Origin of the sequence: Rhizobium cerradonense (assembly GCF_030182455.1) — a bacterium.
Lineage (GTDB): Bacteria > Pseudomonadota > Alphaproteobacteria > Rhizobiales > Rhizobiaceae > Rhizobium.
On record NZ_JAQJCK010000005.1, the window covers coordinates 135058 to 158168 of the forward strand.

19 protein-coding genes are annotated in these 23111 nt (G+C 60.9%); 8 read left to right on the forward strand and 11 right to left on the reverse strand.

The genetic code is table 11. The features are described 5' to 3' along the window. Positions 1 to 39 precede the first annotated feature (39 nt). The 3 genes from PH547_RS14100 to PH547_RS14110 all read right to left on the reverse strand — a co-directional run bounded on the left by PH547_RS14100 (position 40) and on the right by PH547_RS14110 (position 6655). On the reverse strand, positions 40 to 3300 hold the full coding sequence (locus tag PH547_RS14100; RefSeq protein ID WP_285168618.1) for a GH36-type glycosyl hydrolase domain-containing protein: 3261 nt from the start codon (positions 3298 to 3300) through the stop codon (positions 40 to 42). A gap of 139 nt (positions 3301 to 3439) precedes the next feature. Continuing rightward, positions 3440 to 5911 (reverse strand): glycoside hydrolase family 2 protein, encoded by a 2472-nt coding sequence (locus tag PH547_RS14105; protein ID WP_285168619.1) that lies wholly within the window; start codon positions 5909 to 5911, stop codon positions 3440 to 3442. Between the two features lie 30 nt (positions 5912 to 5941). Further along, positions 5942 to 6655 carry a FadR/GntR family transcriptional regulator gene (locus PH547_RS14110; protein ID WP_260305113.1) on the reverse strand — a complete coding sequence of 238 codons (714 nt, stop codon included), beginning with the start codon at positions 6653 to 6655 and terminating at the stop codon, positions 5942 to 5944. Positions 6656 to 6771: 116 nt separating this feature from the next. Between PH547_RS14110 and uxuA the strand changes: the two genes are divergently transcribed. Then, a complete protein-coding gene (gene uxuA / locus PH547_RS14115; RefSeq protein WP_285168620.1) occupies positions 6772 to 7974 on the forward strand; it encodes a mannonate dehydratase in 1203 nt (400 codons plus the stop codon). 30 nt (positions 7975 to 8004) lie between these two features. On the opposite strand, the gene PH547_RS14120 is transcribed toward uxuA, so the two are convergent. Then, on the reverse strand, positions 8005 to 8382 hold the full coding sequence (locus PH547_RS14120; RefSeq protein WP_285168621.1) for a hypothetical protein: 378 nt from the start codon (positions 8380 to 8382) through the stop codon (positions 8005 to 8007). Between the two features lie 154 nt (positions 8383 to 8536). Between PH547_RS14120 and PH547_RS14125 the strand changes: the two genes are divergently transcribed. Next, the gene (locus PH547_RS14125) at positions 8537 to 8962 is read left to right on the forward strand and encodes a VOC family protein (RefSeq protein ID WP_285168622.1); all 426 of its coding nucleotides are present in this window, start codon (positions 8537 to 8539) and stop codon (positions 8960 to 8962) included. A gap of 105 nt (positions 8963 to 9067) precedes the next feature. On the opposite strand, the gene PH547_RS14130 is transcribed toward PH547_RS14125, so the two are convergent. The 5 genes from PH547_RS14130 to PH547_RS14150 all read right to left on the reverse strand — a co-directional run bounded on the left by PH547_RS14130 (position 9068) and on the right by PH547_RS14150 (position 13983). After that, a complete protein-coding gene (locus PH547_RS14130; RefSeq protein ID WP_285168623.1) occupies positions 9068 to 9898 on the reverse strand; it encodes an alpha/beta hydrolase in 831 nt (276 codons plus the stop codon). 38 nt (positions 9899 to 9936) lie between these two features. Then, positions 9937 to 11184 (reverse strand): kynureninase, encoded by a 1248-nt coding sequence (gene kynU, locus PH547_RS14135; RefSeq protein ID WP_285168624.1) that lies wholly within the window; start codon positions 11182 to 11184, stop codon positions 9937 to 9939. 16 nt (positions 11185 to 11200) lie between these two features. Then, entirely contained in the window at positions 11201 to 12124 is a 924-nt protein-coding gene (locus tag PH547_RS14140; RefSeq protein ID WP_260305107.1) for an ABC transporter permease, read from the reverse strand. Positions 12125 to 12128: 4 nt separating this feature from the next. Continuing rightward, on the reverse strand, positions 12129 to 12908 hold the full coding sequence (locus PH547_RS14145) for an ABC transporter ATP-binding protein (protein WP_260305106.1): 780 nt from the start codon (positions 12906 to 12908) through the stop codon (positions 12129 to 12131). An 88-nt stretch (positions 12909 to 12996) separates the two neighbouring features. After that, positions 12997 to 13983: an ABC transporter substrate-binding protein gene (locus PH547_RS14150; RefSeq protein WP_285168625.1), complete on the reverse strand. Its 987-nt coding sequence runs from the start codon at positions 13981 to 13983 to the stop codon at positions 12997 to 12999. 183 nt (positions 13984 to 14166) lie between these two features. Here PH547_RS14150 and PH547_RS14155 point away from each other — a divergent pair, with 183 nt between their 5' ends. Next, positions 14167 to 14934, forward strand: a complete 768-nt coding sequence (locus PH547_RS14155) for a GntR family transcriptional regulator (RefSeq protein ID WP_285168626.1) — start codon at positions 14167 to 14169, stop codon at positions 14932 to 14934. Between the two features lie 124 nt (positions 14935 to 15058). Continuing rightward, positions 15059 to 16012, forward strand: a complete 954-nt coding sequence (locus PH547_RS14160; protein ID WP_285168627.1) for an NAD-dependent epimerase/dehydratase family protein — start codon at positions 15059 to 15061, stop codon at positions 16010 to 16012. Positions 16013 to 16022: 10 nt separating this feature from the next. Here PH547_RS14160 and PH547_RS14165 read toward each other — a convergent pair whose 3' ends face one another. Next, positions 16023 to 17231 (reverse strand): TIGR03862 family flavoprotein, encoded by a 1209-nt coding sequence (locus PH547_RS14165; RefSeq protein WP_285168628.1) that lies wholly within the window; start codon positions 17229 to 17231, stop codon positions 16023 to 16025. A gap of 458 nt (positions 17232 to 17689) precedes the next feature. Between PH547_RS14165 and PH547_RS14170 the strand changes: the two genes are divergently transcribed. The 4 genes from PH547_RS14170 (at position 17690) to PH547_RS14185 (ending at position 21843) form a co-directional block, all read left to right on the forward strand. Continuing rightward, positions 17690 to 18409 (forward strand): TetR/AcrR family transcriptional regulator, encoded by a 720-nt coding sequence (locus PH547_RS14170; RefSeq protein ID WP_285168629.1) that lies wholly within the window; start codon positions 17690 to 17692, stop codon positions 18407 to 18409. Positions 18410 to 18540: 131 nt separating this feature from the next. Then, entirely contained in the window at positions 18541 to 19698 is a 1158-nt protein-coding gene (locus PH547_RS14175) for a Gfo/Idh/MocA family protein (RefSeq protein ID WP_285168630.1), read from the forward strand. An 11-nt stretch (positions 19699 to 19709) separates the two neighbouring features. Continuing rightward, positions 19710 to 20885 carry a dihydrodipicolinate synthase family protein gene (locus PH547_RS14180; RefSeq protein WP_285168631.1) on the forward strand — a complete coding sequence of 392 codons (1176 nt, stop codon included), beginning with the start codon at positions 19710 to 19712 and terminating at the stop codon, positions 20883 to 20885. 133 nt (positions 20886 to 21018) lie between these two features. Continuing rightward, positions 21019 to 21843 carry a sugar phosphate isomerase/epimerase family protein gene (locus tag PH547_RS14185; protein ID WP_285168632.1) on the forward strand — a complete coding sequence of 275 codons (825 nt, stop codon included), beginning with the start codon at positions 21019 to 21021 and terminating at the stop codon, positions 21841 to 21843. A gap of 88 nt (positions 21844 to 21931) precedes the next feature. On the opposite strand, the gene PH547_RS14190 is transcribed toward PH547_RS14185, so the two are convergent. Continuing rightward, positions 21932 to 23038: a branched-chain amino acid ABC transporter substrate-binding protein gene (locus tag PH547_RS14190; RefSeq protein ID WP_285168633.1), complete on the reverse strand. Its 1107-nt coding sequence runs from the start codon at positions 23036 to 23038 to the stop codon at positions 21932 to 21934. Between the last annotated feature and the right edge of the window lie 73 nt (positions 23039 to 23111).

Genomic DNA, 23111 nt, shown 5'->3' on the forward strand with positions numbered 1-23111 from the left:
AAATTCAAAGGGAGCCGCAACAAGCGGCTCCCTTCGCGATTACGCTTCAAAATCCAGTTCGATCTTGGAAACGGCAACCGACGCCGGCAATAGCGGCTTGTGGATACGTTCGCCGAATTGCCGTTTGAAGCCGAAGACGTTGTTGATCAGGCTTTTCGTAAAAAGCCCGGGACCGCTCGAATAGATGCGCCAGCCGCCATCGACAGCGATATCGCCCGCCTTGACGCGATCCCAATCATCAGAGGCGTGATAGCGATCGTGGAATGCGGCGTCGCTGCTGCTGAAATAGGTGTTGCGCTGGCGCAGCGAGGCATGGTCGAGCCGGCCGCTGACCGCGATCGGATTGGCGAGTGCCAACGCGTTCCAGACACCGTCAGCATCGTTGTCCAGCGCCAGCGCCTCGCAATAGCGCAGATGCGCATGCACATACATCAGCCCGATCTCGCGCCCGAAGAAAGACGAGGATTCGGCGCGGCGGAACAATGTCTCCGGTCCGCCGGCATAGGTCGCCGGCTTTTCCATCAGTCTCACACCATCCGGGAAAAGCAGATTGTCACTGATCAGCTTCATATGCGCATGCCGCTGTTCCGGCGTGAAGAGGCCGCCCAGCATCGGCTGCGTCATCGCGATCAGCGAATAATGCAGGCCGGTGCGCGTATCCTGCGGATGCAGCAGCAGTTCGACGCCATCATGGCTCGGATCGAAGACGCCGTAGCCGGCGACGACACCGTCGCGCATCAGGAGGCGGTTGAAATCGTCGCGCATGGCGGCGGCGGTTTCCTTAAGCGTCTGCGCCTCGTCGTCCCGGCTGGCAAGCGTCAGGATCGCAGCGTAGCGCACCAGTTGCTCGTAAAGCAACGAGACGGTCCAACTGCTGACCATCCAATCGCGCAAATGCGGATCGGCCGGCTGCAGGCTGTCATTCCAATCGCCTTCGCCATAGCGGATGAGGCTTGTGCCGGGTACGAAGCGGCTGCGTACGGTGTCGAGCAGCTTATCGACATGCGCGGAAATCGTCGCCGTCTCTTCGGTCCGTTGCATGGTGTCGTCGGCCCGCCACGGCACGGTTTCGGCTAGGAAGGCGAGATCGCCCGTCGTCTCGATATAGTCGCACAGCGCCTTCAGCGGCCAGACGACGATATCACCATGGCTCTCGCCAGCGCGGATGTTGGCATAGGGCTCCAACATGAACCATTGCGGCCAGTCGCCCCGGTCGCGATACTGCTCGGAAAAGACGGTGCTCAGAATCTGCTTTACTTCGGCATCATGTTCATAAGCGAGCAGGAATTCCACTGGTCCCTGGCAGGCGTCACGCGTTCCCCAGGCCGCGCCGGTATATTGTTCGAGGCCATGCGGCACGCTCAGATGCACGATCGCGTCATGCGCCAGCCAAGGCAGCATCACAGCCTGCGCCGTGACGTCGCGCCCTTCTCCTTCGATGCGCGCGCCGCGCGTCACATGGCTCCAGAAGCGTTGCGCGGGAGCAAGCATGTCTTCGCTGCTGACACCGGCCTTGTAGCGCGCGGCAAGACGTTCGCCCGCCGCCGTGTCGGTCATCGATCCGGTGACTGCAAAGCTGAAGCCTTGGGTCTGATGCGACTTGAGCGCGATGAAAGGGCCGTTGCGAGGCGTGCCGTCGCTGTAGAGAAGCTCATCGCCGCCGATTGCCTCGAAGGCACCCGGCGTCGAGGTGACGAGATGGTAGGCCGCATGCGGATAGCGATCCCAAAGCCAGGACGGCTGGGGCCGGAACGATATCTGCTTGGCAGCAGTGTCGATCTCGATGTTTGCGACGGCTTCGTAGTCACGTTCCCCGAGCACGATATGGCCGAAGATCAGGAAGCGGCAGGCCCCGCCGTCGACCGCTACGGTCCACTGCATGGACGGATCGTCGCCGGAAGCGATTGCCGTCACCGTGATGGTGCGGCCGGCGAGCCGGTAGATCCAGCGGACATCGCTCAATCCAATGTCAAAGGCCGCGGGAACGCCCAGCAGGCGCCAGCCTTCGCCGAGGTCCACGAGCATGCGCAGCCCGCTCGCCCGTGTCAGATTGTAGGGGTCGCGGGAGACCGAGAAAAGCTTGTGGAAGGACGTATTGCCGATCGTCAACTGCGCGGCAAAGATGCCCTGCATCCAACAGGTTGCGGCCAGCGTCCGGTCGTCCAACAGCATGTTCTGGCCGCTGCGGACGATGGCGCCATGACGGCGTGCCACGACGCGCTCTTTCTCACGCAGTACGATGTGGCGATTAAGCGAGCCGTCCGGCACGAAGAAGGAATAGAGCTGGCCATCGATGCGTTCTTCCAGCATCCGCTTGGGATAGAGCCGCTCGATCGTCGCTTCATCCAAAGGCTCGGTCACGAATAGCGGCGCGTCCTGCACCAGGCTGCGAGCCGGGGCATCGCCGGCAATATCGCTCGTCGCGAGTTCGTTCAGCGCCTGCGGCAGAGCGTCCAGCCTTGCAAGATCGGCATTGCTGGAGGCTGCGGGGTGATCGGCGACGAACAAGCCGAAGAAGGTTGCGGTTGCGATCGTCTTTGGTGCGAGCGCGAGAGGTTTCGATTGGATCGCCGGACACGCGACTTCGTGCTGCCGGCGCGTGCTCGGCAGGCTTTCACCAAAGCGCGGCACCATCTGTGCATCGCCGCCTGGGGCCGGCACCGCCAACTGGATCGCATCCGTGGCATAGGCCGCCGCCCCATCGAGGCAGCCCTGTGCCAGCCAAGGATTGCGCCCGCCGCCTTGCTTCAGATTTTGCCTGTTCATCACCACCGGCCCAAAGGCGGAATGCTCGGCAATATGATGGTCGACATACTGCGAAGCATAGGCCTCGCTGTTCATCAGGAAACCGCGATCGCCGAGGCCGACATCCTGGATCAGCACGAGATCGGCTGAAAGCGCCGCACCGGTCGTATTTTCAAGCGAAACCCGCCAGAACCAGGCGCTATCGCCGGGATGGAGCTGCAGCCGGACCGTATGCTTGACACCGGACGTCTCGCCGCTCCAGCAAAAGCCCGCCTCATCATGGCCGAAGCGCACCGCGGCCTTCGGGCCGACAATTTCGGCGACTTCAGGCTGCGAGCCGCCGATGCGCAGATAGAGGCGCCCGATACCGCCGTAAACAGGCGATCCCAGCACCTGATTGATCATGACGCTACCCTGCTGGTCGGCGAAATCGATGGCAAACAGCGTACCGTTCGGCAGCGCCGATACCGACAGGCCGGCACTATTGGCAAGCGTGGAAAGACCGAGTTCTTCGCGCCGTGGCGTCTGAAAGCTACGATTGGATTCCAAGGACATAACCGGTGTCTCGCTGATTCATGGGTCGGGTGAACGCACTAGATCACAAGCCGTCGCACGATCATAGAAGGCAATGTACCGTTTCGATCGCAATGTTTCGCCAGAGCCGTTTCGGCCTGTAGGCCGGCAGAGTTCTGCCTCACCGGGGGTGCGCTGTGCCTGCAACCTGATTGGCTGTACGCACGATAGCGGAAAGATCGGCGTCCTCCCACGCATCTTTCGACAGCCCCTTGATGCGGAAGGTTTTGCTCTCGCCCGGCATCAGATTGACCAGCATATCGTCGACCTCGGCATTCGGGCTGATGCGGTCGGCAAACAGGCAGAGATCGCGCAGGAAGGATTGCGCCGTGACCGTGACGGCGACGCCGTCGGCGATCGGCTCGGCCTCAAGGTCGAAGCGAGGCTGCGGATATTGCAGTTTCATATCCTTCTCGAAGAACCACCAGGCTTCGGCATCGCCGAGGCGGGCGCGCAGGAATTCGCGCTCAGGGTTGCCCGGCGTCGCCACATCCTTGGGGATGGAGATCTCGGCATTTTCGAAGCGGTCGCAAAGGATACGCCAGACGGAGTGGCGAGCGAGCAGCGTGCCGTTGAAATCGAAGCGCTCGATGGTGAAGGGCACGCGCCAGAACAGTGTCGCATCGTTAACGGCGATGGCGGCAAGACCGTCGCCGCGCGGCTGGATCGTCAGGAGGTGCGGCGCATAGCTGTTGCGTAGGGCGTACCAGAGCGGCTTCTTCCGGCCTGCGCCATCGACCGCTGCCCAGGAGGTCACCGGCCAGCAATCGTTGAGCTGCCAGACGATCGCGCCCATGCAGGTGGGGCGATGCGAACGCATATGGTCGACCCCGACGCTGATGGCGCGCGCCTGATTCAGTTGCGTGACGAAAAGCCAGTCGTCGAAATTCTCCGGAGCGGGAAACCAGCCTTCCAATCCCTTGATCAGTTTGTCATTGCCGCCGGTTGCCTTCTGGTGATGCAGGACACCGGGGGAGGCGGGCGCTCGACTTTTCTCTCGCACGGATTCGGTAAGCGTGGCGTAGGTCGAGGGCGCCTGCCAGCCGAATTCGGAACAGAAACGCGGAATATAGGTGCGGTAGGTCTCGTATCCGACCTCGTTCCAGACGTCCCAGATGTGCTTGCAGCCATGCTCGTCGGCATTCGGCGCAATATCCATCGAGCCGGAATAGGGGCTTCCGGGCCAGTAGGGTCGGGTCGGATCGATCTCAGCGACCAGTTTCGGTAACAGGTCAAGATAATAGCCGGCGCCCCAGGGGCGATTGGCGAGCACATCCTGCCAGCCCCAGTCGAAATACCCCCAGATGTTTTCGTTGTTGCCATTCCAGAGCACCAGCGAGGGGTGTGGCATCAGCCGGGTGATCGCCTCACGCGCTTCCGCTTCGATCTCGCCATAGACCGGCTCCTCCTCCGGATAGGCGGCGCAGGCGAAGAGGAAATCCTGCCAGACCATGATGCCGGCGGCGTCGCACTCTTCATAGAAGATATCGGTCTCGTAAATGCCGCCGCCCCAGACGCGGAGGATGTTCATATTGGCATCGCGTGCCTGGGCGATCCGCTCGCGATAGCGTTCCCGCGTCACGCGCGGCAGGAAGCAATCCTCCGGAATCCAATTAGCGCCACGGGCGAAGACCGGCACGTCGTTGACGACGAGGGTAAAGGCAGAACCGATCTCATCGGGCGCGGTGTCGAGGCGCACGGAGCGAAAGCCAACGCGGCGCTGCCAGCGATCCAGCATCGCTCCGTCTGAGCCCAGAAGCTGGAGGTCGAGGTCGTAGAGCGGCTGGCCGCCGAGCCCATGCGGCCACCAGATTTCCGGATTGTCGACACGGCATTCCGCCAGAGCATGCGTCTCGCCCTGCGCAATTCGGACTTCGGTTCGTTTGCCGCCGATCGACATCACCAGAGCCGCGCTGTCCGTGCCTTCGTCCGCCCATTCGACCTCGATACGCAGGCGCGCCATACCGTCACCGCCCTGCAAGGTAATTTCCGGGCGGACAATGGCGAGACGCGCCTTCGACCAGCTTTCAATGGCGACTGGCTTCCATATGCCTGCTGTGACGACGCTCGGACCCCAGTCCCAGCCGAAATTGCAGGCCATCTTGCGGATGAGGTTACCGGGTCCGGGATAGTTGGCCGGGATATCGGCGGCCGAACCGAGCGCTCTGCGGACCGCTTCGCCATGGGCATAGGCGGAATCGAAATCGACGATCAACTCGTTCCGGCCCTCCTTGAGCTGCCCGCGAATGTCGAAACGATAGCTGCGATGCATATTGCAGGTTTCCCCGAGCAATATGCCGTTCAGTTCCACGCGTGCCGCCGTATCAAGCCCGAGGCAGGACAGATCGACCCGATCCGCCTCTTCGTCATCCCAGTCGAAAGCCATCCGGTAACGCCAGGCCGAGCGGCCGATCCAGTCCTGGGAGATCTCGTTGACATCCAGATATGGGTCGGTGATGAGCCGGGCCGACAGCAGATCAAGATGCACATTGCCAGGCACGGCAGCCGGAATCGTCGCCGGGAGCGACGGGGCGGTCGAAGGTGCGCCTACGCGAGAAAGGGTCCAGCCGGTGTCGAGTGGCAGTTTCTTCATGATTATCTGTCCGTCAGGAAATGGATTGTGTCAAATCTGTCGCGGTTCTTGGGGAGGCTGGATGAACTGCAACCCGGCGTGAAGATGACGGTTCATATGATAGGCATAGGCGATTCGGTCACGCTGTTGGAGCGCGACGATGATGTCGCAATGTTCGTTATAGGCACTTTCGACGGCGACCCGGGAGCGCTTGCCGGCTTCCATCAGCCGCTGCAACAGTGGCTGTAGAATGCCATAGACCTGTGACAGTGTGCGATTGTTGGCAAGGCTGACGAGTTCGGCATGGAACTTGAAGTCGAATTCCGCAGCTTCCGACAGTTCCGGCGCCAGCTTCATGGCGTCGTTGATTGCCTTCAGCCGCGCAATGCTGGTGTCGTCGATATTCTGGAACAGAAGATCGGAGAGATTGACCTCGATCAGCCGGCGAAAACCCTGAATGTCCAGGAAGCTTTCGGCCGATATGTCGATCGCGAAGGAGAACAATTCCATCAACGCCTGCTGGCGGCGGTCGGTGATGACGGCGCCGACCTTTTGCCTGCTTTCGACGATGCCATACGCCTTCAGGATGCGGATTGCTTCGCGCACGGTGTTGCGGCTGCTGTTGAACATCGCCGCCAGCTCGATCTCCGAGGGCAGGGCGTCGCCGAGCCCGAGATTGCGCTCGCGCATCAGCCGCCGGATCTCGTCGACCACTTGGTCCACCGCCGATCCCTTCCCCTCGATCTCAGCGGTTTCCATCGCCATGCATTCCTCCAACTATCAAACAGATATTGTTGGTCAATAAGGGATGTCAAGCAGACACGGCGATGGACTTTCGCCGATGTAGCGATATGTTGACCAACAAATCAGGGAGGCATCGCATGGAGAGCTGTTGGCGCTGGTTCGGGCCGAAGGATCTCGTTCCACTCATTCACGCACGTCAAGCCGGCGCAACGGGCATTGTCACGGCACTGCACGAGATCTCCCATTCCCGCACTTGGACACCGGAGGAGATCGGGGCTCGCAAGGCCCTGGTGGAAGCAGCCGGCATGCGCTGGAGCGTCTGCGAATCGATCCCGGTCCCAAGCGCCATCAAGCTCGGCGGTGCCGGCGCTGCCCAGGCGATCGGCGTCTGGAAGGACACGCTGGTCAATCTCGCCCGATCCGGCATCAAGACGATCTGCTACAACTTCATGCCGGTGGTCGATTGGACGCGCACGAACCTGCGCTTCGAGATGCCGACGAGGGCGCTTGCCCTTCGTTTCGACATGGTGGAATTCGTCGCCTATGATGTCTTCGTTCTGCGCCGGAAAGGTGCCGAGGCAAACTATGGGCCGGGGCTTTTGCAGCGTGCCGAGGAGCGGCTGAAGGGGCTCTCGGAAGAGGCGGTTCGTCGACTGGAGAGCAATATCATCGCCGGTCTTCCGGGCGGCGAGGATAGCTACGGGCGTGAGGCGATCCGTACCGCCATCGAATCCTTTGACGGGCTGACGACGGAGGACCTGCAGACGAACCTCGACAATTTTCTGCACGAGGTCGTACCGGTCGCCGCCGAAGTTGGAGCACGGCTCGCCATCCATCCCGACGATCCTCCGATTTCGCTCTTTGGCTTGCCGCGAGTGGTTTCGACGGCGGAGAATCTGCGTCGCATCACTGGCTGCGTCGATCATCCCGCCAACGGCCTGACACTTTGCGTCGGCTCCCTTGGTTCGCGCGCCGACAATGACGTGCTTGCCATCGCCCGCGAATTTGCGTCGCGCATCAATTTTGCCCATTTGCGCGATGTGGCGATCGAGCCGGATGGTTCCTTTGTCGAAGCCGCGCATCTGGAAGGGCGCGGTGACATGTACGCGATCCTGCGCGTACTTCTGGCGGAGGAGGCTCGCCGCCGCACCGATGGCCGAGCCGACCACATGATTCCGATGCGCCCCGACCACGGCCACCTGATCGGCGACGATGTCGATAAGCCGACCAATCCCGGCTATTCGCTGATCGGGCGACTTAAGGGCCTGGCCGAGCTGCACGGCGTCATCCACGCCATTGGCAAGATCGATGACTACTCACGCTATTGGAAAAGCTTTTAGAGATTCCTGCTCCGCAAGCCGATGCAGCCTTCATCGCTTTAATCTGACGGGAACAAAGACATTCCAATGTCTTTCCCAACTGCCGTCGATCGTCCTGCTGCAGGTCACTGCGACATTCGGCGCGGACAGGCCATAGACTTTGGGAACCCATTTCACCGTCAGCGGCACAGCGCATCTCGGCACCTGAATCTTCAGATTTGGGTCAAGCGCCTCCCAACGGGTGCCGTCAGCCATGTTTTCCTTGGCGATGAATTGCCTCGCCTCTTCCCTTATCTCGAAAAGGCCGTGTTTTACGCCGCTCGTCCTGTCGTCTTCTATGCCGCGATAGGCGAGGCCGGACGCCAAGCAAGTTGGAGCCACCCCGGCAAACAGCCCTAAGGACAGAAACAGTGTTTGCCATCGGGTCATGTGTCTCTCGCCGTTCATGGGATGCAAGGTTCTTTGCCACGAAATGATCATATCGAAAAACCTTCACCGCGCTTGTCGGAAAATCGGATCGAAGCTCGTCCTTGGGACAGCCCGTCCAATGGGCACTAGCAAAATCCGTTCCGAGGAGTCGATCATGACCGATGCAACAGAACAATCGCAGCAGCCCAAGGTGCCGGTGCTTGGCGGCCTGGTGGCCTATTTGACGGTGGATGGCGCCGTGAAGGCCGCCGAATTCTACAAGCGCGCCTTCGGCGCCGAACAGGTGTTCATGTATCCGGCTGACGAGCAGGGCCGGACGATGCATATCCATCTCTATATCAACGGCAGTTCGTTGATGCTCTGCGACGCTTATCCCGAACATGGTCACGCGCTGCAAAAGCCGCAGGCTTTTACCCTGCAACTGCTTGTCGACGATATCGATGCCTGGTGGAAACGCGCCGTCGATGCCGGCGCCGAGGTCCTCATGCCAATCGAGGTGATGTTCTGGGGCGACCGCTGGGGCCAGCTTCGCGATCCCTTCGGCATCGTCTGGGCCATGAACGCGCCCGTCAAGAAATAAACTTTGCAGAAAGGACCGGGTTCGAAGAGTTCGAACCCGGTCCCATTCGTCGAATGTCGTTGCAAGGTTGAACCAGACGCGGCTTTCTGGATGAAGCCTTGTCTATTATTCTGAAAGCAGGGTCCGCGTCAGGGGATGCGTGGGATCGGTCAGGCCGTCCAATATCGTGAAATGATTGCGATCCGGTTCGACAACGGCAGACGTTGCCGCTCCGAGGCCGGTCCAGATATTGGCAAGCAGGGCATTCTGGCGGATGAATTCGGCACGCTCCGCGCCGCCGACCCAACAGGTGAGGCGGACATTGTCTGCGGGCTCCAGCAGGGCCGGACTTTCGGCCATGGCTTCGGCGGCATCGATGCGCAGAAGCTCGTTCATGGCTCGCTTCATAATCGGGCGCAGGTCGTGCACTCCGGAGATGGAGACCACATTGCGGATGCGGGCCTGGATGGATGCGGCGAGCGGGGAGGTCGCCGTGACCATGCGGGTTACGAGCTGGCCGCCGGCCGAATGTCCTGCCATCATCAGAGGGCCGTCGACCATATCGGCGGCTTTGCCGATCGCGGCCGCAACCTCCCTGGCAATGCCGGAAAGGCGGATAGCAGGACAAAGCGTATAGGAGGGAATGGCGACGGCGTAGCCATTGGCGATAGGGCCAGCAGCGAGATGCGACCAATAGCTCTTGTCGAGTTCCAGCCAATAGCCGCCATGGATAAAGACCACCAATCCCCTCGGTGGCTCGGCAGGCAGAAAGAGGTCGAAGCGATTGCGCTCGCCAGACCCATAGGCGAGATCGAGTTTGGCGCGACCGGTCGTGGCTAGGCTATCGCGGAAGGTTTGCGCCGGCTCCACCCAGGCGGCCGGCCAGCGGTCGCCGCCGACCACATAGGCGTCGCTGGTGTAGGCACTTTCCCAGTCGGTAATTCTGAAATACCTCATCGCCATGTCCCCCCCGCTTCGCGAGCGCCAATTCCCTATCAGGTCACAGTCGACCGCACGGCAAAACGCGCGTCCCTCCACGATTCGCTGCTCAGAATATCCTCCAGCACCTTCACCGCCTGCCAGACGTCGCGGTAGCCAACATAAAGCGGCGTGAAGCCGAACCGCAGGGTTGCGGGCGCGCGGAAATCGCCGATTACGCCGCGTTCAATCAGGGCCTGCATCACTTCATAGCTGTTGCTGTGGGTGAAGGAGACCTGGCTGCCGCGTCTTTCGCTATCGCGCGTGGTTTCCAGGACAACGCCATATTGGCCGCATTTCGCCTCGACCAACTGTATGAAGAGGTCCGTCAGCGCAATGCTCTTCCTGCGAAGCGCGCCCATGTCGACCTCATCCCAGACGCCGAGCACGCCCTTAAGCGCTCGCAGCGACAGAATTGGCTGGGTGCCGCAGAGGAAGCGCTTGATGCCATCGCCGCCGGCGAAATTCCGCTCAAAAGCAAAAGGCCGCGCATGTCCCCACCAGCCGCTGAGCGGCTGTGTGATGGCGTCGTGGTGTCGATGGGCTGCATAGATAAAGGCCGGCGAGCCGGGGCCGCCGTTCAGGTATTTATAGGTGCAGCCGACAGCGAAATCGGCGTTGGCACCGTCAAGATCGACCGGCAATGCACCTGCGCTGTGGCAGAGATCCCAAATCACCAGCGCACCGGCCTCGTGGATCCGGCGCGTCAGCGCCGCCATATCGCGCAGCTCGGCGCTCTTGTAGTTGACGTGATTGACCAACACGACCGCGACCTGATCGTCGATCAGGTCCTCGATATTGTCCGCATCCCGGCCTTCGAGGCGAAGGGTAACGCCTGGGCGCGTCGAGGCAACGCCTTCGGCCATATAGAGATCGGTCGGAAAGCTGTCGCCTTCCGCGACGATAATGCTGCGGCCCGGCCGCATGGCAAGTGCGGCATGCAGGGCTTTATAGATGTTGATCGAGGTCGAGTCCGTAACCACGGTCTGCCCCGGCGCCGCGCCGATCAGACGTCCGATGCGGTCGCCGAGCTCAAGCGGCAGGTGGAACCAGCCGGCGCTGTTCCAGCTACGGATGAGGCCGTTGCCCCACTCCTCCTTTGCCGCCTGCTGCAATTCGGCGAAAACATCATGCGAGGCGGCACCGAGCGAATTGCCGTCGAGATAGATGACGCCCTCGGGCAAGGCGAAGCGGCTGCGGAAGGACCGCAGCGGATCGGCCGCATCCATGGCCTCGACAGCGGCGAGATCGGGAAGGCTGGTCATGGTGTCGGGTCTCACTTTATTCGCGAATGGTTTCCCGGGCGGGCGCGCCGCCGCGGCTGCGCTTGATGCTTGGCAGGGCCAGCATCAGTAGGACGAACAGGCCGGTAGCGAGCTTCAGGTTCGGCGGCGGCATGCCGGCAGCGAGGCAGAGCGAGACGAGCTGGTAATAGATGATCGAGCCGACGAAGGGTGCCAATAGCTGCCGCAATACCGTCTGCTTGCCGGTGAAGGCCTCGCCGATCATCAGGGCCGCCAAGCCGTTGATCAGGATGCCGATGCCCATATTGACGTCGGCAAAGCCCTGCGATTGCACCATCAAGGCGCCGCTGGAGGCAGAAAAGGCGCTGGCGAGGCCGACGCCGCCGATCGTCGCGGCCCAGACATTGATGCCTTGCGCTTCGGCCATATCCGGATTGGAGCCGACGGCGCGCATGGCCGTGCCCTTCTCCGTCTTGAAATAGAGGTTCAGCGCGATGAGGACGATCAAGGCGATCAGGCCGGCGATGACGATCTTGCTTGCCGGAAAGCCCGGCTGGGTCAGGGGCACCCAATCGAATACGGTCGGCTGGCCGAAGACCGAGAGGTTCGACTTGCCCATGATGCCGAGATTGATGCTGTAGAGCATGGTCGACATCAGGATACCGGCGAGCAGCGTGTGGATGCGGAAGCGCAGATGGATGAAGGCCGTGCAGCAACCCGCAGCAAGGCCGACGACAAAAGCCGCAATGATCGCCAGCGGCGGTGCGACGCCGGCGGCGAGCAGAATGCCGCAGACGCAGCCGCCGAGCGGAAAGGCGCCTTCGCTGGTCAAGTCGGGAAAGCTCAGCATGCGGAAGGGAATCATGATCCCCAGCACGACGAAGCTCAGGATGAAGCTCTGCGCCAGCGTGACCGGGATGAGCGAGACGAAGCTCGAAACCGTTGTCTGAATGAAATCCATGATATCAGCTCACCAGCAGCATGCGGTCGGACTTGACGGCGAAGTGGCCGATCAATTCGGGAACGGTGATCCGCTTCTTCGCTTCACCGATGATTTCGAGATGAACTTTGCCGGCGTCGAGCATGATAACGCTGTCGCCGAAGTCGACGGCGTGCTGCATATTGTGCGTCACCATCAGGGTCGTAAGCTTTAACGTTTCGACGGTTCGCACCGTTGCCTGCATGACAATGTCGGCCGTGCGCGGATCGAGGGCGGCGGTGTGTTCGTCGAGCAGCAATACGTCGGGCGAACCGCCGACTGCCATGATGAGGGATAGCGATTGCCGCTGACCGCCGGAAAGCAGTTCCACCTTGGTATCCAGCCGGTTCTCGAGGCCGAGGCCGAGAACGGCGAGGCGTTCCTTATAGGCGGCGAGACGTGTGGCATTCAGGCCAGGCCGAAATCCCCGGCTCTTCCCGCGCAACTCCGCCAGAAGCATGTTCTCGCCGACGGTCATGCTGGCGGCGGTGCCCTTCATCGGGTCCTGGAAGACGCGGGCGAGCCGCGCCGCACGCTTGTGGACCGGCATGCTCGTGACGTCGTTGCCATTGATGAGAATCTGGCCGGAATCGAGGCTGAGGGCACCGGAAATCGCATTCAGCATGCTGCTCTTGCCGGCGCCGTTCGAGCCAATGACCACGCCGAATTCGCCGGTCTTGAGGGAGAGCGTCAGGCCGTTGAGCGCGATCTTTTCGTCGGGCTGGCCTCTGTAGAAAACCTTGCGCGCGGATTTGATGTCCAGCATCCGTGCCTCCCCTGTACTGTAGGGTTATGAAATGGCGGCGCTTTCAACGCCGCCATGGATCAGATGGATCCTACGAAGATGCCGCCTATTACTTCGTGAAGCAATTGCAATCGGCAAGCGAGGCCGGAACGTCGGCGCCGAAGGCCTTCAAAACGGTCTTGTTGATCAACGGAGCATGGTCCTCATAGGCAGGACGCGATGGCGCGATCGTCTTGGGATCGCCACCCTTGAGGATCTTTGCAGCGATCCTGCCGGCATTTTCACCGACCTGCTCGTAGTTGACGGCGAAGCTTGCCGGCACGACACCGCTGCGAACAGCGGCGTCGTCGGAATTGACGATCGGGATCTGTGCCTGGCGGGCGGCTGCAGCAACGGCGGTGATTGCCGGCTGCAAGAGGTTGGAGGCGGGCGTGTAAATCACGTCTGCCTTGCCGGCGAGCGAGGCGATGCGCTGCTGGATGTCGTTGACATTGTCGACGCCCACCGGGACCAGTTCGAAGCCTGCGGCCGGAGCGGCTGCCTTAACCTTTTCGATCAGGGCAGCGTCGTTAGCCTCGCCCGGATTGTAAGGCACGCCGATGCGCTTGGCGTTCGGAAGCAGCTTCTTGGTGAAGGTCAAGATGGCGGCGATGTCCTGCAGGTCGCTTGCGCCGGTAATGCCCTCATCGCCGGCATCCCAGGAAGGAACCAGCTTGGCGGCGACCGGATCGGTCACGGCCGAGAATACGATCGGGATACCGGAGCCGGCGAGCGCCTTCTTGGCGATCTGCGAGACAGGCGTCGTGATGGTGTACATCAGCTTCGGATGATCCGACTGCAACTTGGCGATCATCTGCGGCACCAGCGAAGCGTCGAAGCTGGTGTTGCTCTCGGTATAGACGACATCCTTGCCTTCGACGAAGCCATTGTCGGCCAGCGCCTTTTTGAAGCCGGCGATCGAAGCGTTGAGCTGCGGATGTTCGCCGAAATTGGCAATCGCGATCTTGATCGGCTCGGCGGCTGCCGTCGCCATGCTCGCCATGACCGCGCCGGCGACGACCAGCCCCGACAACCATCTGGATGTGGACTTCCTCATGATTTCCTCCCGGATTTTATAAGAGAGCCTCGCTCTCTCAACTTTGTTGTTGAGATCATACCGGTTGCGGTGCTGCTGTCAATTTACGATATATGATATGCACCATAAGCACCTTTGATATATAATTTTACTGAAAACCAGATTTATATATAATTTGCGGCTTCAGGTATCGGGATCGACGCTATGCAGGACAAGGAACCTCTGACGAAGACGGAAGCGGCCTATTGGCTCCTGCGCCGGGATATTCTCAACACGAAGCTGCGGCCCGGCGCATCGTTGAAGCTCAGCACTTTGCGGGATACCTATGGCGTCGGCTGGACTCCGCTGCGCGAAGCCTTGTCCCGGCTGGAAGCCGAAAAGCTGGTGACGGCCATCAGCAATCGCGGTTTTGCTGTCGCGCCGGTTTCCCGCACGGAGCTGGAAGATCTGATGCGCGCGCGGATGGTTGTCGAGCTGCCGTTGCTGCTGGAATCGATCGAGAAGGGTGGTCCGGCCTGGGAATCCGCTGTGGTCACGGCCCACTACCGCCTCTCTCGCTGCAAGATCGTACCCGACGCCGCTTCTGAGGAAATGGCGGATGAATGGGATGAAAAGCATACAGCATTTCATGCCGCTCTCTTAAGCGCTGCGACATCGAGCTGGCTCCTGCGCTTTCAAAGCACGATTTCCGACCAGCTCCGCCGTCATCATCGTTTTCTCGGTCTGGCGCCGACGCAGCGCGCCGCCGCTGGTCTGCAGAGCGGTTATGAAAAGGCGGTCGCCGCCCTGCGGGAGGCAATGGCGATCGAGCGGCATACGGAGTTGATGGAAGCGGCCCTCGATCGCGATATCGAGCGCGCTCGAGCGCTAATGACCGAGCATATCGGCTATACGCTGCAGGTCTATATCAAGTCCGAAGATGAGGATGACGAGCGCGCGCCATCAAAGTTGCGCAGGAATGTCCAATCGTAACAAAGCCGTGTCCTCCTCTGTTTGGGAATGACAAGACGGTGCATGCTCCTATTCTTTAGGCGATCATTCTCTTCATTCCGGTTCCGGCATCATCCGATTTTGAAAATATCCTTGGGAGGACATCATGACGCGTACAGTGGTCATAGGAGCAACCGGCCATGTCGGCACTTATCTCGTGCCGCGGCTGGTGGAGGCCGGGCATGAGGTGGTGGCGCTGAGCCGGGGCCAGGCAAAACCCTATTCGCCGAACCGGGCGTGGGATGCCGTTGAGCAATTGACGATGGATCGCGCCGCGATGGAAAAGGACGGCAGTTTCAGGCCGGCGATCCGCGCTCTGAAACCCGATATCGTCATCGATATGATCTGCTTCACGTTGGACAGTGCGAAGCATTTGACCGAGGCTCTCTCGGGTCATGTCAGCCATTTTCTGCATACGGGCACGATCTGGACGCACGGTTTTTCCACCGTCGTGCCGACGCTCGAGGAAACGCCGAAGCGACCGTTCGGCGAATACGGAACGCAGAAGGCCGCGATTGAGAGCTATTTGCTAACGAAGGCGCGGATCGAGAGTTTCCCGGCGACGCTGATCCATCCGGGCCATATTGTCGGCCCCGGCTGGGCGCCGCTCAATCCGGCTGGCCATTTCAACCTCGCGGCATTTTCGACCTTGGCGCGGGGTGAAACGCTCGTGCTGCCGAATTTCGGTCTGGAAACGGTCCATCATGTCCATGCCGACGATGTCGCTCAAATGTTCATGGGCGCAATTGCCAATTGGCGCGCTTCGACCGGCGAGAGTTTCCATGCAGTGTCGAGCGGCGCACTGACGCTTCGGGGCTATGCCGAGGCGATGTCGCGCTGGTTCGGCCATGAGCCGAAACTGGAATTTCTTCCCTACGACAAATGGGCGGAAGGCCAGACGCCGGAGGATGCCGAGGCGACGTGGGAGCATATTGCCCGCAGCCCGAATTGCTCGATCGCTAAGGCCGAGCGGCTTCTCGGCTACGCGCCGCGCTATACCTCGCTGCAGGCCGTGCAGGAATCCGTGGCTTGGCTGATGGAGAAGAGACGGATCGGGTGACGGCATCCCGTTACCGTTGTAGCCAAGCCTCTATTCCCTTCGCTGCCGCGCGTCCGGTGGCGAAACAAGCGGAGAGAAGATAGCCGCCGGTCGGCGCTTCCCAATCGATCATTTCTCCGGCGACGAACACGCCGGGGAGGGCCCTCAGCATATATCCGTCGTCGATAGCGCTCCAGCGGATGCCGCCGGCCGATGAGATGGCCTCGGTGATAGGCCTCGGCCTCAGGAGCGGGATCGGCAGGGCCTTGATCAGGTGCGACAGTCGTTCCGGATCTGCTAGAGCGGCTGATGGAACGAGTTCTCGCAGCAGCGCCGTCTTGACGCCTTCGATTCCCGCCCCTTTGCGAAGGCGATTGGAAAGGCTGGCTTTGACGTCTTGTCGGGCCAGATCGCGCGACAGCCGTTGCGCCGTCCTACCGGGGGCGAGATCGATTGTGAGGACGGCTCTACCGTCGTTTGCGAGCCGGTCACGCAGGCTGGCGGCATGGGCGTAGACGAGGCTGCCTTCGATACCGTGCCGGGAAATAACGAATTCGCCGGGAAAGGCGCCGGCATCAGACGTCGCTGTTACGGCCTTCAGCGGCTCTCCGGCGAAACGCTCTCTAAAAACCGTGCTCCAGGCGACGTCGAAGCCGCAATTGGCGGGCTGGAAGTCGGCGATGTCGATGCCTTTGTTCCGAAGCCAGGCGATCCAGGCGGCGTCCGAGCCGAGCCGGGGATAACTCGCGCCACCAAGCGCGAGCAGGGCTGCGTCGCATTGAATGGTCGTTCGTCCCTCCGGCGTCTCAAAGGCAAAGCCGCCTTCGGCAAAACCGGACCAGCGATGCCTTGTCAAAACCTTGACGCCTTGTTTCTCCAGCCTGCCAAGCCAAGCGCGCAGCAGCGGCGAGGCCTTCATGACCGTTGGAAAGACACGGCCCGAAGAGCCGGTGAATGTCTCCGTGCCAAGTCCTGCCGCCCAGCTCCTGATATCATCAGGCGTAAAAGCGTCGAGGGCCGAACATAACCGGTCGGAGCTTTGGCCGAAACGATTGGCGAAGCGGATATAATCTTCCGAGTGGGTGATGTTGAGGCCGGATTTCCCCGCCAGCAGGAATTTGCGGGCGACCGTCGGCATGCTATCGTAAACGGTGACGCGATGACCGGAGAGCGACAGCACTTCGGCCGCCATCAGCCCCGCGGGCCCGCCACCGATAATCGCGATCTGCTTTCCTGTCATGAAGCCGCCCGGTGTTGAATTGTTTTTGTTCTCTTGGGCCGAGCCGGCATTGAAAGCAAGGTGTCTCGCCTAAGTCATTGCTTGGCAATCTATACTCTCGGTCATGCCATCGTGAAGGACTACCTTTCGACGGCGTGGGCGACGAGAATTGGCCGGATTGGTACGTCGAATACATCGTCCGGGAACAAGCCGGCGAGGAGCTGCCGTTATAGGTGCGAGTCGCTTGCGAAGCTGTCGGATCGCACGTTCCACTCGCCATCGTCCAAGAAGGCACAATCGATGACCAGCGCGATGCTTCGAGCTTGCGCGCTGGTCACGTTGCCAACGGCGCAATTTTTATATAACTATATAGTTACTATCGCTTCCGATTTCCCTGGGGCTGTCAACTTGTGTCATGATCGAGTAATTGTCGGCGGCTAGGGGCCGCGTGGCCTTGCCAAACGCAATCGGGAGCCGCGATGAGCGAAGCCAAAATCACGAAGGGCCGATCGAAGAGCCCGGAGGCTGAAACTGTGGTCGGATCCACCGATCAGGCGGTATCGAGCTCACCCGCCGAGCGGCCGCGCCTCAGGGATGCGGAGCGCACGAGCAAGGCGATCCTGGCTGCGGCGACCAAGGAATTTGCCGAGCGCGGCTATGGCGGTGCCCGTGTCGATGCCATAGCCGAGCGCGCCAAGATCAACAAGCGCATGCTCTATCACTATTTCGGGGGCAAGGATGCCCTTTATGTCGCTGTGCTGGAAGGCAGTTACGTTGCCATCCGTTCGGCGGAGGCAAGGCTCGATCTCTCGCACCGCAGCCCCGCGGAGGGCATGCGGGAGCTTGTTGTTTTCACATGGAAATATTTTCTGGATCACCCGGAATTTCTTGGCATTCTCAATACGGAAAACCTGCATAAGGCCCGCTTTCTGAAGAGGTCGGCGCGGATTTTCGAGCTGCATTCTCCCTTGGTCGCGGAGATTTCCGGTCTGCTGGATCGCGGCGCTGCCGCCGGCGATTTCCGTCCGGGCTGCGATCCCGTCAAGATCTACATGAGCATCGCGGCCCTCGGTTCCTTCTTCCTAACGAACCGCTGGACGCTGTCGACGATCTTCCGGCGGAACCTTTCCGACAAGTCGGAGATCGACGCCTGGGGCGAGCATATCGTCGACGTCATCTTCGCCTACCTGCGTCCTTAAGCTTTTAAAACGCCTCTTAATCCCACCGAATCCGCGCAATTGCCGCTGCGGCCGTCGATGATGGCCGTTGACAGCGCCGCTTTGCCGTGTCACTCATGTAACTATATAGTTATTTACGGGAGGAGTGGGATATGGTGACGAAGCCGATCGGCATCATCATGCATGGCATCACCGGCCGCATGGGCTACAATCAGCATCTCGTGCGGTCGATCCTGGCGATCCGCGAGCAGGGCGGCGTGCTGCTTGCCAATGGCGACAGGTTGATGCCGGACCCGATCCTCGTCGGTCGCAATGCCGAAAAGATCGCAGAAGTCGCGCGTAAGCACGGCCTCGCGAAGACGACCACCGATCTCGACAGCGCTCTCGCCGATCCCCACAACACGATTTTCTTCGACGCCGGCTCGACGCAGATGCGCGTCTCGCTGCTGGAGAAAGCCATCGCAGCCGGCAAGCATGTCTATTGCGAGAAGCCGATTTCCGAGACGCTGGACGAAGCTCTTTCGGTCGCAAGCTCCGCAGAGCGTCGCGGCGTCAAGAATGGTGTCGTGCAGGACAAGCTTTATCTGCCGGGCCTTCGCAAGATCGCCATGCTGCGCGACAGCGGTTTCTTCGGCAAGATTCTCTCCGTGCGCGGCGAGTTCGGCTACTGGGTTTTCGAAGGCGATTGGGGCGTGAAAGCGCAGCGTCCCTCCTGGAATTACCGCAGGGCCGAGGGCGGCGGGATGATCCTCGATATGCTGCCGCACTGGCGCTATGTGCTCGACAATCTCTTCGGCGAGGTCAAAGCCGTGAGCTGCTACGGCGCGACGCATATTCCAAGCCGCGTCGATGAAAACGGCAGGACCTATGTCGCCGATGCCGACGATGCTGCCTATGCCACGTTCGAGCTCGACGGCGGCGTTGTCGCGCAGATCAATTCCTCCTGGGCCGTGCGTGTCCGCCGCGACGATCTCGTCACCTTCCAAGTGGACGGAACGCATGGGTCGGCGGTCTGCGGGCTGATGCGCTGCTGGACGCAGCATCGCGTTAACACGCCGAAGCCGGTCTGGAACCCGGATCAGCCGCAGCCGATCAATTTCTTCGAGACCTGGGACGAGGTGCCGGACACGCAGACCTTCGACAATGGTTTCAAGGCGCAGTGGGAGGATTTCCTGCGGCATGTCGTCGACGATACGCCATGGAAATTCACCTTGCGTGAGGGCGCCAAGGGCGTTCAACTCGCCGAACTCGCTCAAAAGAGCTGGGCAGAGCGCCGCTGGGTCGACGTTCCCTCGCTTTCCGCTCGCTAGGAGACAAGACCATGACGAAGACCCTTCGTTTGCCCGGCACCGACGGCAAGCTTGCCGAATTCACCGTCGCCAACACACCGCTTAGCCCACCGGAGCGCCCGGCAGGCGGCCATCGCTTCAATCGCGTCGCCTATGCCGCGGCTCATGTCGTCGTCGATCCCCTGGCCGACAATGATCCATGGCTTGACCGCAACATTGATTGGGAGCGGACGATCGCTTTCCGCGAATATCTCTGGGATCTCGGTTTTGGCGTTGCGGAAGCCATGGATACAGCGCAGCGCGGCATGGGTCTCGACTGGGCCGGCGCCAAGGAGCTGATCACGCATGCGCAGTCGGCCGCCCGCAATCGGTCGGACTCGCTGATCGCCTACGGCGCTGGCACCGATCATCTGGCGCCTGGTCCCGATGTCACCATCGATGATGTGATCCGCGCCTATGAGGAGCAGGTGGCCTTCGTCGAGGGGCAAGGCGGGCGCATCATTTTGATGGCGAGCCGCGCGCTTGCGGCGGCTGCCAAGGGACCGGACGACTATATCCGCGTCTACAACCGCATCCTCGGGCAGGTCCAACAGCCGGTGATCATTCACTGGCTCGGCTCGATGTTCGATCCGGCTCTGGCCGGCTATTGGGGTTCGTCCGACGATATGCGGGCAATGGAGACGGCGGTCGCGATCATCAACGACAACGCCGCCAAGGTTGATGGCGTCAAAATCTCGCTGCTGTCGGCGGAAAAAGAGATCGTCATGCGCCGCCGCCTTGATCCGGCGGTCAAGATGTATACCGGTGACGATTTCAACTATGCCGAATTGATCGCGGGTGACAGCCAGGGCTATTCGCATGCGCTACTCGGCATCTTCGACGCGATCGCGCCTGCGGCAAGCGCCGCTCTCGCGAAGCTGGCCGAGAACGATCTCGAAGCTTTCCATGAGATGATGGCGCCGACCGTCCCTCTGTCGCGCCATATTTTCAAGGCGCCGACACGCTTCTACAAGACCGGTGTGGTCTTCCTCGCCTATCTCAACGGCTTCCAGGATCACTTCCAGATGCTCGGCGGCCAGCAAAGCACGCGCTCCATCGTACACTTGTCGGAACTGTTCCGTCTGGCCGATACGGCCCGCGTTCTCAGAGACCCCGATCTTGCCGTGCAGCGGATGAAGACGATCCTTGCCACGGTCGGCGTCGCCTAAAGCAATTCTAGGAAAAGTGCGTGGCGGTTTTCCGTCCGGAATTGCGTGAAAACAAAGAGATGGAGTAGTTCGGCGATTCCGTGAAGCGCTGAACTGCTCTAATCGGGAAACGGGATCTGGGAGGATCATCAGAATGGCTGTATCCGGCCTTTCCATCAATCTTGCGACCGTGCGCCAGCAATATGATATGCGTCAGGCGGTCGACGCCTGCTTAAAACAGGAGATCGTCGCGATTGCGCCCTGGCGCGATCAGGTGCATGCGATCGGCTTGGCGGAAGCAGCGAGGATCGTTGCCGATAACAGGTTGAAGGTCACCGGATTATGCCGTGGCGGCATGTTCCCAGCCGCAGATGCTGAGGGCCTGAGGGCCGCGATCGATGACAATAGACGGGCGATCGACGAAGCGGCGGCGCTGAATGCCGATTGCCTCGTGCTCGTTGTCGGCGGTCTGCCGAAGGGTTCGAAGGATATCGCTCACGCTCGCGAAATGGTGGCGGATGGCATCGCGGCGATCCTGCCGCATGCTCGCAGCGCCGGCATTCCGCTGGCAATCGAGCCGCTGCACCCGATGTATGCCGCCGACCGCGCCTGTGTGAATACGCTAGAACAAGCGCTCGATATCTGCGATCTGCTGGGCGAGGGCGTCGGTGTCGCAGTCGATGTCTACCATGTCTGGTGGGACCCGAAGCTTTATGAACAGATCGCGCGTGCCGGCGCCAAGGGCCAGATCCTGGCGCACCATATCTGCGATTGGCTGGTACCGACCACGGATCTGCTGCTCGATCGCGGCATGATGGGCGACGGCGTTATCGACCTGAAGCGTATTCGCGCCGCTGTTGAGGAGGCCGGCTTTTTCGGTCCGCAGGAGGTGGAAATCTTTTCGGAGGCGAATTGGTGGAAAAGGCCGGGTGAGGAGGTCCTTTCCACCTGCATCGAACGTTTCCGCACGGTTTGTTGAAGGCGCAACGTGTGCCCGATCAGGCAGGCATAAAAAATGCCGGGCCACAAATGGCCCGGCGAAGTTTGAAGACTTAAACCAAAGCGGCTTATTCGACTGGGACGATCTTGCCCGCATCCCACTTGTAGAGCGAGAAGCTCTGCGAGGTGAGGTCGCCGGTTTCGCCATAGGTGACCTTCCCAATAGCGGTCTGGATCGGTTCGCCGCTCTTCAGTGCGGTGGCGACGGCTTGGGCGTCGTCGGCGCTGCCGGCCTTCTCAATGCCGGCCTTCAGGACTTGCACGGCAGCGTAGGCGTTCAGCGTGAAGGCTTCCGCCGGGATGTTGCGCTCCTTCAGCGCCGCGGCGGCGGTCTGGGAATCCGGGTTCTTCAGCGCGTCGGAGGCGTTGGTGAAGATCGTGCCTGCAGCGGCTTCATTGCCGATTGCCCAATATTCGGTATTCGATAGGCCGTCGCCGCCGATGAGCTGCGCCTTGACGGAGATGTCGTGCAATTGGCGGGCGAGAAGGCCGCCCTCCGGATGATAGCCGCCGAAATAGACGAGATCGACGCCGGCAGCCTTGAGCTTCGCCGTCAGCGCGCTGTAATCCTTTTCGCCAGGGGTCAGGGAATCGTTGAGCACTTCGGTTACGCCACCGGCGTTGAGCGTTGCCTTGAAGGCGTCCGCCAGACCTTTGCCATAGGCGGCCTTGTCGTTGAGGATGGCGATCTTCTTGTCCTTGAAGTTCTTCAGCACATATTTCGCGGCGACATCGGCCTGCTGGTCGTCACGGCCGCAGGTGCGCAGGATGTTGGGGAGGCCGCGCTTCGTGAGATCCGGCGCGGTCGCGGTCGGCGTCACCATCAGGATACCGTTTTCAGCGAGTGCATCCGATACCGGAATGGCAACGCCCGAGGTTACCGGACCGACGACGAAACGAATACTCTGACCCACGAAATCGTTAGCAACGGAGACGCCCTGCTTCGGATCGCCGGCATCGTCCCCCAGCTTCAGGACGACTTTCTGACCGAGAATGCCACCGGCCTTGTTGATCTCGTCAACGGCGGTCTGTGCGCCATTCTTGACCTGGTCGCCGTAAGCGGCCACAGGGCCGGTTAGTGGCGCGATGAGGCCGATCACGATATCCGCATGGGCAAGCGGCGCGAAGGCCAGCGAGGCGACGAAGGTCGCAGCCGTCAATGTCTTCAGACTCATTTTTTCTCTCCTTGGATGGGCGCGGCAGCGCCCTTTGAACCCGCCGCAATGGTCTGTCGTCGCGCGCGAACTG